13 protein-coding genes are annotated in these 14,960 nt (G+C 42.5%); 9 read left to right on the top strand and 4 right to left on the bottom strand.

Going from position 1 to position 14,960, the window contains the following annotated elements; genetic code table 11:
• Positions 1-311 precede the first annotated feature (311 nt).
• The 5 genes from ACYVLS_RS06915 (at position 312) to ACYVLS_RS06895 (ending at position 4,674) form a co-directional block, all read left to right on the top strand.
• Positions 312-677, top strand: coding sequence for a hypothetical protein (locus ACYVLS_RS06915; protein WP_460322863.1), 366 nt, complete (start codon positions 312-314; stop codon positions 675-677).
• A 22-nt stretch (positions 678-699) separates the two neighbouring features.
• Complete coding sequence (locus ACYVLS_RS06910; RefSeq protein WP_460322861.1) at positions 700-1,599, top strand: ABC transporter ATP-binding protein; 900 nt, start codon at positions 700-702, stop codon at positions 1,597-1,599.
• A complete protein-coding gene (locus tag ACYVLS_RS06905; protein WP_460322859.1) occupies positions 1,599-3,194 on the top strand; it encodes an ABC transporter permease in 1,596 nt (531 codons plus the stop codon). Before ACYVLS_RS06910 ends, ACYVLS_RS06905 begins: the two co-directional genes overlap by 1 nt.
• Positions 3,195-3,383: 189 nt before the next feature.
• Positions 3,384-3,725, top strand: coding sequence for a PadR family transcriptional regulator (locus ACYVLS_RS06900; protein ID WP_460322857.1), 342 nt, complete (start codon positions 3,384-3,386; stop codon positions 3,723-3,725).
• Positions 3,712-4,674, top strand: coding sequence for a permease prefix domain 1-containing protein (locus ACYVLS_RS06895; protein ID WP_460322855.1), 963 nt, complete (start codon positions 3,712-3,714; stop codon positions 4,672-4,674). The genes ACYVLS_RS06900 and ACYVLS_RS06895 overlap by 14 nt, the downstream gene beginning before the upstream one ends.
• An 85-nt stretch (positions 4,675-4,759) precedes the next feature.
• Here ACYVLS_RS06895 and ACYVLS_RS06890 read toward each other — a convergent pair whose 3' ends face one another.
• The gene (locus ACYVLS_RS06890; RefSeq protein WP_460322853.1) at positions 4,760-5,785 is read right to left on the bottom strand and encodes a zinc-binding alcohol dehydrogenase family protein; all 1,026 of its coding nucleotides are present in this window, start codon (positions 5,783-5,785) and stop codon (positions 4,760-4,762) included.
• 171 nt (positions 5,786-5,956) lie between these two features.
• On the opposite strand from ACYVLS_RS06890, the gene ACYVLS_RS06885 reads away from it, so the two are divergent.
• Together ACYVLS_RS06885 and ACYVLS_RS06880 are read left to right on the top strand one after the other, a co-directional pair.
• On the top strand, positions 5,957-6,913 hold the full coding sequence (locus ACYVLS_RS06885; protein WP_460322850.1) for an aminopeptidase: 957 nt from the start codon (positions 5,957-5,959) through the stop codon (positions 6,911-6,913).
• Positions 6,914-7,002: 89 nt separating this feature from the next.
• Positions 7,003-7,671 (top strand): VanZ family protein, encoded by a 669-nt coding sequence (locus ACYVLS_RS06880; RefSeq protein ID WP_460322847.1) that lies wholly within the window; start codon positions 7,003-7,005, stop codon positions 7,669-7,671.
• A gap of 729 nt (positions 7,672-8,400) precedes the next feature.
• Here the strand turns inward: ACYVLS_RS06880 and ACYVLS_RS06875 are convergent.
• The 3 genes from ACYVLS_RS06875 to ACYVLS_RS06865 all read right to left on the bottom strand — a co-directional run bounded on the left by ACYVLS_RS06875 (position 8,401) and on the right by ACYVLS_RS06865 (position 11,032).
• Entirely contained in the window at positions 8,401-9,240 is an 840-nt protein-coding gene (locus ACYVLS_RS06875) for a DUF72 domain-containing protein (RefSeq protein WP_460322845.1), read from the bottom strand.
• A gap of 2 nt (positions 9,241-9,242) precedes the next feature.
• The gene (locus tag ACYVLS_RS06870; protein ID WP_460322842.1) at positions 9,243-9,716 is read right to left on the bottom strand and encodes a YaiI/YqxD family protein; all 474 of its coding nucleotides are present in this window, start codon (positions 9,714-9,716) and stop codon (positions 9,243-9,245) included.
• A 140-nt stretch (positions 9,717-9,856) separates the two neighbouring features.
• On the bottom strand, positions 9,857-11,032 hold the full coding sequence (locus tag ACYVLS_RS06865) for an ROK family protein (RefSeq protein ID WP_460322839.1): 1,176 nt from the start codon (positions 11,030-11,032) through the stop codon (positions 9,857-9,859).
• A 488-nt stretch (positions 11,033-11,520) separates the two neighbouring features.
• Between ACYVLS_RS06865 and ACYVLS_RS06860 the strand changes: the two genes are divergently transcribed.
• Together ACYVLS_RS06860 and xylB are read left to right on the top strand one after the other, a co-directional pair.
• A complete protein-coding gene (locus ACYVLS_RS06860) occupies positions 11,521-13,215 on the top strand; it encodes a glycoside hydrolase family 43 protein (protein ID WP_460322865.1) in 1,695 nt (564 codons plus the stop codon).
• Between the two features lie 114 nt (positions 13,216-13,329).
• A complete protein-coding gene (xylB, locus tag ACYVLS_RS06855; RefSeq protein ID WP_460322836.1) occupies positions 13,330-14,826 on the top strand; it encodes a xylulokinase in 1,497 nt (498 codons plus the stop codon).
• The last annotated feature ends 134 nt before the right edge of the window (positions 14,827-14,960 follow it).

The raw sequence follows: 14,960 nt of genomic DNA, 5'->3' as shown, positions 1-14,960 counted from the left end.
TTGCGAGCGCTACAGTATGAACCGTTTGAATTATTTAAGGAAATTTTCGAACCAGACTAAGTGAAAGAAGTCACCTATAGAGTTATCTTCAACTGAATAAGTCAAAAAAATTCTGGAAAAAGTCATCTGCTGCGCCAGCATTTGACTTTTTTTTAAATTTTAACGAAAACCTATTGTGCTTTAATTAACAATAAGTCAACATCAGTAATTTATAGTTTTATGCAACACTAGTGATTGCTGATGAAACTTACCTAAGTCAGATTAATTTTGAGGAAACGGACTTTTTTGAAAGGTTGAGACAGGCGAGTGAGTTGAAATGGGAAGTCTACCGGAAGCAGCAGTATGCACTCAGTTTTATGGCTCAAGTCTTCATGAATATCAACGACTACCAGCTTCCGGACAAACTGCTTGAGAAAAGACAACAGGCTGAAGCGGTGTGGGGAAGTGTTTTAACCAAAAATATCGATTTTTCCAAATTCAGAGAAGATATTCCACAGGAAAAAACCTTCAATTATATCAGGTGGACCATCGAAGGTTACCGAACGGAGCTGGAACAAACTGTCAAAATGAGTGGGTTAGGTGTCTTGACGAATGAAAGTCTTGAAGATTATTATGAAGAATTTTATGATCATCTGGACACCTTGAAAATGATATACTATAAAGAAGAGTTTCGCTAATTTGAGAAAGGGGGGCGTTAAAATGAAAAAAGTAATCGAAATAAACCAACTAAAAAAAACATTTGGCAAGACCGAAGCGTTAACCGATGTTAGCTTTGATGTAAATGAAGGGGAAATTGTCGGTTTTATTGGACCTAATGGAGCCGGAAAGTCAACAACTATACGAATTCTGCTCGGGCTCATTAAAGCAGATTCTGGGTCTGCAAAGATTTTTGAAGAAGATGTTTGGGATGATGCGGTATCTATTCATAAACGAGTCGCTTATGTACCGGGAGATGTAAATTTGTGGCCTAATTTAACGGGTGGACAGGTGATAGATCTCTTTTTAAGCATGCGCGGAGCAAAAGTAGATAAGCAACGAAAAGAAGAACTGATGAAACGCTTTGAGTTTGATCCGACAAAAAAATGCCGGGCTTATTCGAAAGGAAACAGACAAAAAGTGGCGCTCATAGCAGCCTTTGCAGCAGACGCTGATGTGTACCTGTTCGATGAGCCGACAGCCGGACTTGACCCCTTGCAGGAACGCGTATTTCAAAGTTATGCCAGAGAAGTGCAGCAAAGAGGCGCCAGCGTATTGTTATCCAGTCATATTTTATCAGAAGTGGAGCAGTTGTGTGACAAAGTCGCGATAATTAGACAAGGTGAAATTGTGGAGTCCGGTTCTCTAATTGACTTGAGACACCTGACCCGCTCGCAGATTAATGTGAAAACAGCAGAAGAGCTGGTCGGGCTGGAAGAGCAGTCTTTTGCCCATGATGTGGTGAGAGAAAAAGATGAAATCGTCTTTCAGCTGGACAGTGATCACCTCAACGATTTTCTGGCATTCATTGAACCCTACACTGTATTAAAACTGGAAAGTGCGCCACCCAAACTTGAGGATTTATTCATGCGTCACTATGAAACGGTCAAGGGAGGCGAATGATGATGCAGGCACATGCTCAAACGGGACGACTGTTTCGGTTTACCTTGAAAAAAGAGTGGCTAAAAATCCTGCTTTGGCTTATCGGGTCAGCTTTCTATGTGATCCTCGGTGCGGTAGCCTTTGTTGAAGTTTACGGAGACCCGTCAGAGCGCCAGGCCATGGCGATGGCCATGGAGAATCCCGCGATGCAGGCACTGTTTGGCCGTTTGATTGGCGCTGACAATTACACAATTGGTGCGATGTACTCGCATACGATGTCTCTAATGGGGTACGTTGTTTTTGCTATTATGTCTATTCTACTAGTTGTCCGTAATACCCGTTCGGAGGAAGAAGATGGCATTCTGGAAATGATTCAGGCGCTTCCTACAGGACGGCTTGCCCATACCACATCAGCCATTTTGATGCTCGTCTTAACGAATGTACTGCTCGCTGTTGTGTCGGCAGCACTGCTGATAGCTTTAGGAGACAGCAGCATGACGGTGGAAGGCTCTGTTCTGACCGGTCTCAGTTACGGTACTGTCGGCATGATTTTCGGAGCTGTGACACTCGTTACCGCTCAACTGTCAAATAATGCTCGCGGAGCAATGATGCTGAGCTTTGGTGTACTCGGGGGAGCGTATCTGCTGCGAATAGTAGGCGACTCCGGTTATGAATTGCTCAGCTGGTTGTCTCCTTTAGGATTGATTTATGGAACGGAAGCTTATGTTAGTGATAACTGGTTCCCCATTTGGATTGGACTAGGCTTAAGTGCCATTCTTATTGTAGCGGCTTTATGGCTGAAGAACCGAAGAGATATGGGGTCTGGTTTATTACCGGACCGGGCAGGAAAAAGACACGCATCTTCTTTCCTGAAGACACTTTTTGGTTTCGTCTTCAAACTCCTGAAAACGCCCTTGATTGTCTGGTCCGTTGCCATGGTTCTGTTGGGCATTTCATATGGTTCGGTTATAAGCGATATTGATGGCATGCTCGAAGGCAATGAGGTAGTGGCTCAAATTATTGTATCAGACCCTAGCTTGAAAATGACGGATCAGTTTATGGCAATGATACTGGGGGTGCTGGCTATGGCAGCAACTATTCCTACATTAATGGTAATGCTTAAACTCAGGGGCGAAGAAAAGAAACATCGAATGGAAAAAGTGATTGCCAGTGCCCATTCACGTTTCTCTGTCTTTGGCACCTTCCTCTTGATTAGTGCATTGACGGCACTCGTCTTCCAACTGCTTCAGTCGCTTGCCTTTGGTGGGTCTGCCGTTGCTGTCGGTTACGATGTACCCTTGGTGGACATTTTCTTAGCGGGTCTTGGTTACCTTCCGGCCATCTATCTTATGCTGGGGGTAAGTGCGTTGCTGATTGGCTGGCTGCCCAAGTTCACCTCTTTAATCTGGCTTTATCTGGTCTTTGCTTTTGTCATTTTCTACTTTGGAGGACTCTTTGACATTCCAGAACTCATTAATGGGCTGTCACCGTTTTACCATATACCAGAGCAGCCGATTGAAAGCTGGAACTGGACCGTGACAGTGGTTATTTCGACAATAGCTCTTGTGTTTATGGGGATTGGCGCTGTCGGTTTTCAGAAGAGAGATATCGACTAATTACATTGCATTAGAATTTCAAAAGAGTATAAAGGTTCGTCAGTTCAGAGACTATCAAGCTATCGGTCTCTGGACTGATTTTTTTATTTTACTACGTCAAGTGTAGTAATCTTTGAAAGTCTGTGCTAAACTAAGTACAACGACAGACGTAGTAAAAAAACTGATATGTGAATCGAGAGGAGCAGCCATATGATCAGCAGTGACGTGATTCGAGGTTATAATGATACATTTCTTCTCTCTTTATTGAATGAAGGGGACTCTTACGGCTATTCACTATCTAAGCAAATAAAAGAAAAAACAGCTGGCCAGTATATTATTAAAGAAACAACCATGTATTCTGCTTTCACTCGTTTGAAGAAAAAGGGCTTGATTGAGTCTTATCCCGGCGAGGTCACTCAAGGCAAGAGAAGAACCTATTACCGGATTACAACAAAGGGAAAAGAGTATTTAAAAGAGAAACAGAAAGAATGGGCAGTGACAAAACAAGTGGTCGATCAGTTAGTGGGAGGGGAAGAAAATGACAATAATTAAAGAGTACGTCAATCAGGTATTCAAAACAGTACCTTTAACGGAGGAAACCAATCAGCTTAGGCTGGACATAACGGCCAATATGGAAGATAAATACAATGAACTAAGATTGAGTGGCGCTTCAGAACATGAAGCATTGGGTGTGGTTATTGCCGAATTTGGAAATATCGATGAGTTGCTTGAAGAAATGGGCATTAACAAAACAGCCACAGAAAACAAACAGTTCCCGCCTGCGATGGAAGAAGGTGCGATTGATTACTTTGTCCAATCAAAAGCAAAGCTAGGCATCAGAATAGGAACTGGTATTTTAACTATACTAGCAGGAATCGCATCTTTGCTGTTCTTTCTAAGTTTGTCTTCAATCTTTCAGGCAGCGAATATTATGGGGATAATACTCTTATTAATTGGACTCGCAGCAGGAACTGCATTGCTGGTAGTCGAAGGCATGCGCTCCAGTAGTCTGGAAGCTTATTATAAGCCTTTTGTGCTGCTTCCGGACAGTCGTGAACGCATTGAAGAAGAAAAGGACGCCTATAAAAAGTCATTAACCTTTAGCATAATCTTAGGCCTATCCTTTAGTATAGGCTCGTTCGGCCCCTTGTTTATCGGGATTTTTTCTAACTTATTTTCGGTTCTAGTGGGTGTAGGGCTCATGCTCTTATTAGCGGGTATAGGTGTGGTATTCTTTGTATATAGTGGGAATGTCTATCATGCCTATGACGTGATTCTGCAAAACGGAAAAGAACCGGATAACTTCGAAGAAGAAGTGAAAGCAGATGAAAGGCGCCGGAAGGTGGATTATATTATTGATGAAATATACTGGCCGATTATTGTTGTTCTTTATTTGGTCTTCAGCTTTATTGTGGGAGGCTGGGCGTGGACCTGGCTTATATTTGTTATAGGTGGAGTACTTGAAGATGTAATTAAGGGGTTTCTCAGCTCGTGGGAATAAATTATGAAGCTGAACTAATTTAAACCATTGCCCATACAAAAAGGAAACTGCTCAATTTACTGAGTAGCTTCCTTTTTGTATTTATTTAGTTGTGTTTCAAAACTATCTTACCTACAGTGTGTTCTGTCTGCAGCTGACGATAAGCATCTGTTAATGTTTCAACAGTCATTTCTTCAAATACAGTAGACACGGTGGAGGATATCAATCCTTGTTCTACCTGGTTTTTCAGTTCTGTCAGGTACTCGTGCTGCTTGATCCAGTCATCAGTCTGATAAACTGACCGAGTATACATCAGTTCATGACTGAGTGTGAGGCTCTTTCCAAAGAATGCTCCCGGCAAGGGGATTGTAATGGGTAAAAGCGTGCAGATCTGTCCTTGCGGCTTGACCACTTTTGCAGCTTCTTTAATGTTGTCATCGGACCGGGCTGCTAAAAAGACGGCATCGATGTTAGTCAGGCCGTACTGGTCCAGCTGTTCTTTAAACGGTTTTGTATGATCGATGACAAAGTTGACGCCTAAAGATTTTACGTGTTCAGTACTTTCGTCACGGGATGCTGTACCGACAACATTAAAGCCGTAATTTAAAGCAAGCTGACAAGCGATGGATCCGACTCCACCGGCAGCACCGACAATCAACACAGTCACCTCACTAGGGTTCTCAGCCAGGTTGAACAGCTGCAGACGGTCATATATGACTTCATAGGAGGTCAGAGCCGTCAATGGAAGTGCAGCCGCTTCTTCAAAGCTCAGATTTTTCGGTTTCAAGCTCACCATGCGTTCATCGACGATATGGTAATCGGCTTGAGCTCCTTCGTTATTGGGTGTTCCCGGATAAAAGACCTCATCACCTTCTTTAAATAAAGTAACGTCTTCACCTGCAGAAACAACAACGCCAGCAACATCTCTCCCTAGAATGGTGAAGGACTCATCACTGGACTTTTTCATCATGCGAGTCGCAAAATCAGTGGGATTTAAAGCGACGGCCTTGACCTCTACTAAAAGTTCCCGTTTTTTTGGTTCGGGTCTTGGCAGTTCCTGCTCCTCAAAAGGGGGAAGGTCCTGTTCTTTCTTCGGATCGTAAAAACCATAGGCTTTCATTACATTGGTCATGAAAAATCTCCTCTCGTTTGTGTTACTTTCAGTGTACACACTTCTATTCCCATCATCAAAGAATTTGTTGTGAACTATTGAATAATAAATAGTGATTTAACTTTTACAAAATTTTAGTTAAACTAGTAGTGAGAGAGTCTACATCAGTTAATAAAATAGGAGATGAACCGCATGTCAAATTACATTGAAAACGCAATAAAGGTGTTCGAAAATAATTTTGCTTTAACGAAAAAAGAAAAGGTAGCGATTATTACCGACGACCGAATGAGACAAGTAGCCGTTCCCTTTTATGAAGCAGCTTGTATTAAGGGAAATGAAACGGTCTTCATGCAGTTTCCACCACACTATAAATCTGGTGAAGAGCCTCCCAAATTGGTTGCTCAAGCTATGAAAGAAGCAGATGTGGCTTTGTGCATTACGAGTGCAAGCATTACGCATACACGCGCAAAGAAAGATGCAGCAGCCTCCGGAACACGGATTGGCACGATGCCGGGAATTACCTTGTCGATGCTTGAAAAAGGAGCCATAGAGGCGGAACCGGAAGTGGTCATTGAGTTAACTAAAAAGTATACAACGGTTCTAGATAATGCATCCGATGTTAGAATCGAAAAGGATGGAGAAGTCCTGACGTTTTCTGTACAGGGGCGCAAAGGGATTCCAAGCACAGGCATTTTTCGTGAAAAAGGACAGGCAGGGAATGTTCCTTCAGGGGAAGCATTTATTGCCCCGCTTGAAGATTCAGCTAACGGTTCACTGATTGTGGACGGCTCGATTGCTCAGTTGGGTATAGTTAAAGTGCCATTGAAACTGACAATCGAAAACGGGCGCTTAGTCAATGCGACAACGCATCAAGGGAAAGATTTGCTTGAATTGCTTGGTGAAGGCGATGGACGTATCATTGCCGAGTTCGGGATTGGAACAAATCCATCAGCACAACTGACTGGTGTGGTGCTGGAAGATGAAAAAGTATATGGTACGATTCACATAGCCTTCGGTTCAAATAAACCCTTTGGAGGCACCACCGAAGCTGGCGTACACATCGACTGTGTCGTTAAAGAGCCGACGGTTTATATTGATGAAGAACTAATTATGGAAAAAGGAAAAATGATTGAATCAGCTACTCTTTAAGATAGTTTTATTGGGTTAAGTTAAAATCAACAGGTATCGCAAGACTGAAGAAAGCCGGCACGTATGACTAACAATAAGGATGATGTTTAATGCCCGGAAATGAAGTGAAAACCCGTACTGTTCAAGCTATTTCCTGGGGAATGGTTGTGCTCTGGATGACGGTCATATTCTGGTTTTCATCTCAACCCGCTGATGAGTCTGTTAGATGGAGTGTGGGCGTGATGGAGGCGGGTAGAGAAGTTCTGACGAACTGGCAATTGGTCGGTATAGTCGTCTTTATATTGCTTTATCATGTGTTCCTGATTTGGCTGGCGCGATTGAAAACCCACTGGCTGATTAAATCCATAGTGTTTATCGCGTTTATACTGATTAGTGTATTCGCCGTATATGTTCTATACACAATGGTCCGACCGCGTGTCGGTGCGCTGGAACTATTTCAGATGAACCGCTGGGTAATTCACCGCCAGCTGAGAAAATTTGCACATTTCATCATCTTTTTGTTTCTGGGAACCTTTCTGATCCATGCGTTAACCGTGTCAAATGTAAGAGGGTGGAAGGCGATTTTGATTGCTCTGTTGGTTTCCTTTCTCTATGCCGTTTCGGATGAACTGCATCAAGCCTTTGTACCGGGACGCACGCCGCTTGTGATGGATGTACTGATAGACACAGCGGGTGCTACCGTCGGTGTTGCGCTATACAGCCTGGTTAATGGCCTGTTCAAGCTATTCAGACGACTAACGCACCGTCCTAATGATTAAAATAGAAGCCGCTCAGATTGAACGTAACTGTTCAATCTGAGCGGCTTCTTTGCATAATTTGGGATAGACCGATCATCCGTTTTTGTTTCAGAGTGATTTAACTAACTTAATCAATAAGTGTGGGGTGAGTTGGGGTTATCTTGCATTATTGGGTCAACTGAGAGAGCCCTATGTAACTGGGTTAATGCTATCAGACAACATTCCATTAACTCGCGGGCGAGTATTCGTATGACTTCAGGCAATACAAGAGTATTTCGGTAACTGAGTGAGAATGATGTCGCTGAGTTAATGTTATCAGGCAAGATTCAATTAACTCGGAGTCAATGAGACATATGACTTCATGCAATACCAGATTATTTCGGTAACTGAGTGAGAATGATGTCGCTGAGTTAATGCTATCAGACAACATTCCATTAACTCGCGGGCGAGTATGCGTATGACTTCATGCAATACTAGGGTATTCTGGTAACTGAGTGAGTGTGACATCCCTGAGTTAATGTTATCAGGCAAGATTCAATTAACTCGGAGTCAATGAGACATATGACTTCATGCAATACCAGATTATTTCGGTAACTGGCTAAAATAATACCGCGGGGTTAGTCTAATTCATGCTTAAACAAATAAGGGAGCTCTTTTCATAATGAAAACCCAGCCGATGAGCGGCTGGGTTACTTATATATTCTAAAGGAACATACGCGTACACGACGCGTATGACCATTATCTGATTCTTCAAAACAAATCCAGTTGTCTCGGACCCAGGTAATCAAAAGACAAGCCGAGAAGTTTCTGCAGTTGTTTGGCATTTTTGGCCGCATGGCCACCGGAATTGTTGTTAAAAATCACGGAAACATGACGGGACTGCTTATGAAGTGTTTCGACAGTGGTCTTAAAGTCAAGCAGCTCTTCCTCCGAGTAATCATAGAGTGTACGCTGGACACGCCAGTCCTGAACCTCTTTTCCACCAGCCCAGCCTTCGTAGTTCCGTCCGTGCAGTCGAATCATACTGAACTGCTTGTTCGTGCATTCAACTATCTGGGGCACACTGTTATGCGGGGTCTGGGGCTGATCCACAACGACATGAGTGAATGCCAAATCAGTCAATAACTTCAGTGTCTTCGCTTGAGTTTCCTCAGTAAACCAGGAGGGATGCCGAAACTCCACAGCAACCGGCAAATCAGGCATGTGGGCTTTTATGTATCTCAAATAATTCACATTCTGCCGAGTACATTCCATGTAGGGAGGAAACTGAAAAAGAAAGGCGGTAATTTTTTTCGCTTCTATTAAAGGAGACATAGCCTTCAGATAAGCTTCGAAGACCTCTTTCATCGAATCGAACTCCGGCGAAAAAGGCTGATGCAGTGTCGTTTTACTGTAAACTTTTGGAATAAAACTGAATGTCGGTGGAGTTTTATCTGCCCAGCTTGATGTATTAGCTATAGACGGTATGGCATAAAAAGGGGTATCCAGTTCGACTACAGGAAAATGACTGGCATACTCTTCCAGTTTTTTTGAGCGGTTTCTTTGAATGAGGGGATGATCGCTCCAACCCGTCAGACCAATCGTAATCATGTTTACTCAACCATTTCTGTTTTAGTTAATTGTTTATCGATAACGCGCACCAGCAGCTCTTCAAAATCATATTGCGATTCATCAGCAAATGGATCCATGCTTTTAACCTTGCTTCGGCTCATCTGTCTACGCATTTGAGCGGAGAGGTGTCTGCCATCGACAAGTTTCTGGATACTTTTTTCTGTGTATTCATAGCCGTCATGGTGAAGCACTCGGCATTTTTTGGGCAGGAGAATAGAGGCGAGGCCGTAATCCTGAGTTACAATGATGTCTTTCGGGTAGGCCAGCTTCATTATTTTAAAATCGGCTTCATCGCTACCTTTATCAACCCAGATGCGCTCCACACCATCAGGCAGCTCTTTTGAAGAAAAATGGGAAATACTGGATACAAGCAGCACTTTTAATTCAAACTTCTGTGCCTGTTTGATAATACTATCTTTAACAGGACAGGCATCAGCATCAACTAATATCTTCATAGTCAGTCCTCCTTCTTTTCATTCAGTTTACCACAGTCTTCAGTTTATATGGAACAGCAAGCTAATACCGGTTGCGAGATTTTTATGCCAAATAAAAAACAGGCGGCCGCAGCTGCCTGTTTTGAATAGTAGTTGTTTATTCAGCCTTCAAGTACTTTTTCCATATTTAAACTGAACTCAACGTTTTCAACATGAAGAAACTCCTGAAGATTCAAGACAGTTGCGCCATACAGACTGGCTTTTTTTCCTAATAAAGATTGCTTAATCGCAACTTCTTTATAGATTGTCATACTTAAATAGTGGTTCAATAAGCTAATAAGTTCAGGAATTTCCTCAAGGAGTTCCGAGTTTATATAGACCACCTCTGGATCGTAATTACCAATGACATTCATTAATCCTATTCCAAAGTCTTTTGCAAATTGCAGAATAAGATTGAGAGTTGGAGATTCTTTTTTGTGGTAAGAGTTAATTAAATCATCGAAAGTAAGAGAAGTATCGCCCTTTAAACCTTGAAACCTCTTTAATATCGCCTTAGTAGAGCAATACTGTTCCAGACAGCCTTGGTTTCCGCATGGACAGGCTTTACCATTAGGGTAGAGGATAGTGTGGCCTACCTCTCCGCTGCGACCTTTGTGTCCCCTATAAAGTTTGCCGCCAAGAATGATCCCAGCACCAATTCCTGTATGGGCACTAAAAGATATGATGTTCTGGTGCTCATTATCAAATGCAGATTCAGCAAGCGCTGAGAGATTTGCTTCGTTCTCTAAGTGAATAGGTAAATTAAGAGATTCTTCGAGATCACTTGCTAAATCGACTTCATTGAGGTTGAAGTACGGAGTAAACTCTATTTTGTTATGATCAACGATACCGTGAATTGAAACAGTAACGCCAATAATACCGAAAGGAATATCACCAATCTCATCCTTTGCTTTATTGACCGTACTTGTTATTGTCTCAACAATATTGTCCTTGTTCATTTCTTTTTCTTGAACTGTATATTCTATTTTTTCTCCGTCCAAGTAGGTGGCTAAGTATGAAATACGGTCGTATCTTACATCAAAACTTAGAGACACGCCAGCTTTTTTGTTGACTGTTAATTGAATGGGGCGACGTCCACCTACTGACGTACTCTTGCCGGGACCAATTTCAATAACATAATTATCTTTAATCAGTCGTCTGACAATTTCAGAGACAGTAGCTTTGTTCAAGCCAGTCAGTTCAGAAATCATAGCCCGTGAAACTTCCGGACGGTTTATAATTTCTGATAATACTAATAGGCTATTGTTTTCTCTAATAGAATTTTTTATTTTAAACATTTATGTTCCTCGTTTCCATTCTTTTTAGGTAAAGTTAATTGTGTTTATGTCAGTAGGAGAGAAACTGACAAATTATCATAGAAGCTGAAAAGTTGTTTTGGAAGCGCTTGACTTTAAAAAACAGTTTCGCTATAGTTATTAGAGAAGTTGGTTAATTAAATAAACTAACTATGCACACTCTAATTCTATCACATTCTAATGAATAAAAGAAGGTGATAGCCATATGTTCTAATTATTAGAAAATTAAAGTTTGATTATTTTACAAAGAGCTGACAATTTTTGATATACCTGTCTTTGGATGTCTAATATATGCTAACTTTATCACATTTGACAACTGTTAGATAGAAAAAATACTTAAAGCGCTTACTGGTAATCGTTTTGTATTATTTCAGTCCTGCTCCTTACTCGAGGAGTGTTACAATCGAGCGCATAATTTAGAACAGAAAAACTATTGTATTGTTATTTTTGAGGAGGAAAAAGTTATGTCAATGATTCAAAATCCTGTACTGAAAGGGTTCAATCCCGATCCAAGTATGCTGAGAGTAGGGGACGATTTTTACATCGCTGTATCAACATTTGAGTGGTTCCCTGGAGTGGTTATTTATCACTCTAAAGATATGAAAAACTGGCGTCAGGTGGCTCGTCCGCTGAATCGTGTGGAGCTTCTGGATATGAAAGGGAATCCCGATTCTGGAGGGGTGTGGGCACCTCAGTTAAGTTACGCTGAGGGCAAGTTCCACCTGATATTCTCTGATGTAAAAGTTACAGGTGGCATATACAAGGATGTTACGAATTATCTGACAACTTGTGAAACCATTGATGGAGAGTGGAGCAACCCTGTTTACATGAACCAGTCAGGGTTTGATCCATCACTGTTCCACGATGAAGACGGTAAAAAGTGGTTTGTCAATATGATTTGGGACCACAGAAACGGCAAGCATGACTTTGGCGGTATTGTTCTTCAGGAATATAATCCAGAACAAGAAAAACTGGTCGGTGACCGCAAAATTATCTACAAAGGAACCGATGTCGGTCTGACAGAAGCACCTCACTTATATAAAATTGGCGAATATTATTATCTGCTGACAGCTGAAGGCGGAACGATGTATGACCACCATGCAACATTGGCGCGTTCGAAGTCAATTGATGGACCGTATGAAACGCATCCGGATAACCCATTGATTTCTTCTTGGGGCCACCCACGTATTGCTTTGCAGAAAGCAGGCCATGCCTCTATTGTCGAAACGCAAAACGGTGAATGGTACCTTGCTCACCTAACTGGTCGTCCGACAAAGGCACCGGGAGATGTCTTGCTAATGGACCGAGGGTACTGTCAGCTTGGTCGCGAAACCGCTATTCAAAAGCTGGAATGGAAAGACGGTTGGCCTTATGTTGTAGACGGCAACTATCCTAAAGTAGCGGTCGAAGCACCTGATCTGCCAAAGCAGAAATGGGAAGCAGACTTCCCGGTTGTGGACTCATTCGATTCAGATGAATTAAGCGGTCAATGGCAGACTTTGCGTATTCCGTATACACAGTTTGGTAATACAACTGATAAACCGGGATACTTGCGTCTGTATGGAGCGGGAGGGTTCTCCAACTTGCACAAGCAGGCTCTCGTAGCTCGTCGCTGGCAGGCCTTCGAATTTGAAGCTGAAACAAAAGTTAAATTTGACCCGGAAACTTTCCAGCAGCAGGCTGGACTGGTCAATTACTACAACACGAAAAACTGGACCAGTTTACACGTCACGTGGGATGAAGAAAAAGGAAAAGTTATCGATTTATATGCATCGGAACGTAACAATGTGTCTAATCCATTAGGTGGGGATGTCATTCCCGTGCCGGATGATGCGGAAGCGGTCTGGTTCAAGGTGAAAGTTGACCAGTACACTTATCAGTTCTGCTATTCATTTGACGGAGAAAAGTGGGAAGACATTCCTGTCACCTTCGACTCATGGAAGTTATCAGATGAGTACATCCAGGAATCCGGCTTCTTCACCGGCGCCTTTGTCGGCATGAGCTGTATTGACAACAGCGGAATGAAAAAAGCAGCTGATTTTGAATTTTTCCGTTATGAAGAGGCAGAAGATAACCGTGACCACTGGACGTTAACTCGTCACTTTGGAAATGGATCTAAAGGAAAAAATAAGTCTGTTGTTGGCCAGAGCGGCTCAACTAAATAATTAATTAATTGAAGGGGACGAACGCCAGCGGATAGCCATAATCGATTCTAGATTGGAGCTTCCTTTGGGGTTCGTTTTATTATCTATAGAAAATATAAGAATGGAAGTGGACAAATGAGTTATGTATTAGGGTTGGATTTAGGAACGAGTGGACTGAAAGGTATTCTTGTTGATAAAAAAGGTAAGATTGTTGATGAAGCTTCATCAGAATATCCCTTGTTGACGCCTAAAAGAGGGCACAGTGAACAAGACCCGAAAGAATGGTTCAGGGCAGCAAAAGAAGTCATGAAAGCAATTGTCAGCTCCACTCCGGATGCCAAGGACAAGCTGGAAGGTATCAGCTTTTCAGGTCAGATGCATTCACTGGTCTTGCTGGATGAACAAAATGACGTGCTGCGACCGGCCATTTTATGGAATGATGTGCGTACGACGAAGCAGTGCGAAACAATTACTGAAAAAGTAGACAACTTAATAGCTATAACTAAAAACAAGGCGCTTGAAGGCTTTACCTTACCTAAGCTCTTATGGGTAAAAGAAAATGAACCCGATATATGGAAACACGTGTCGACCTTCCTATTGCCGAAAGACTATCTAGGATACCGTTTAACAGGAAACAAACAAATGGAGTATTCCGATGCGGCGGGAACATTATTCCTCGACGTGGAAAACCACTCATGGAGCAAGGAAATTGCGAATGCGTTGGGCATGTCTACAGACATCTGTCCGAAACTTGTGCAGTCACATGATGAAATCGGTAAACTCGACAGCGAACTGGCTGGAGAAATCGGCTTTACAAACGAGATTTCCGTTTATTCCGGTGGTGCGGACAACCCTTGTGCTGCTGTAGGAGCGGGTATCGTTCGTACGGATCAGGGGATGGCCAGTATCGGAACATCCGGTGTCTTCTTGTCTTATGAAGAAACAGGGGACAAAGCTTATAACGGCCACTTGCACTACTTTAACCATGTCGTTCCGAATGCCTTCTATACAATGGGTGTTACGCTGGCAGCCGGTAGCAGCCTGAACTGGTTCAAAAAGACCTTTGCACCGAAAGAAAGCTTTGAAGAACTGTTAAGTGGAGTGTCAGTAGTGAAGCCTGGTTCGGAAGGTCTCCTGTTTGCCCCTTATATTTCTGGAGAGCGCACACCTTACACTGACAGCAAGGTTCGCGGAACTTTCTTAGGAATGGATATCTCTCATACTCGAGATCATTTTGCTCGAGCTGTTCTTGAAGGGATTACGTTCTCCTTGAAAGATTCTTACGAGCTGATGAAAAAACATTCCAATAAAGACTTTTCTCAGATTGTATCGGTAGGCGGCGGAGCCAAAAATCCGGACTGGCTGCAGATGCAGGCCGATATCTTTAATGCACCGGTTGTAACACTGGAAACTGAACAGGGTCCGGCTATGGGTGCCGCTATGATTGCCGCAGTTGGTACAGGCTGGTTTAGTGATTTTGAAGCATGTTCACAAGCTTTTGTAAACTACAAATCAGAAGTTAAACCAAACCCTGAAGCTGTGAAGCAGTATGAACAAGTCTATGCTCACTACCAGGAAGTGTATCCGACAATCAAAGAGCTGTCTCATAAACTGACTGCAGATAATAATTGATAACAAGATCACTAGTGTTGCATAAAACTTAGAATAAATGATTTCCACAGATTGTTACTTTCGTCACAAATGGTTTTCGTTAAAATTTCCAAAAAAGTCAATTGCTGGCGCAAGGGATGACTTTTTCCAGAAAT

This window comes from Alkalibacterium psychrotolerans, from assembly GCF_054784355.1.
The sequence above is the reverse complement of the archived record's forward strand: the minus strand, read 5'-3'. Positions and strand labels throughout refer to the sequence as shown.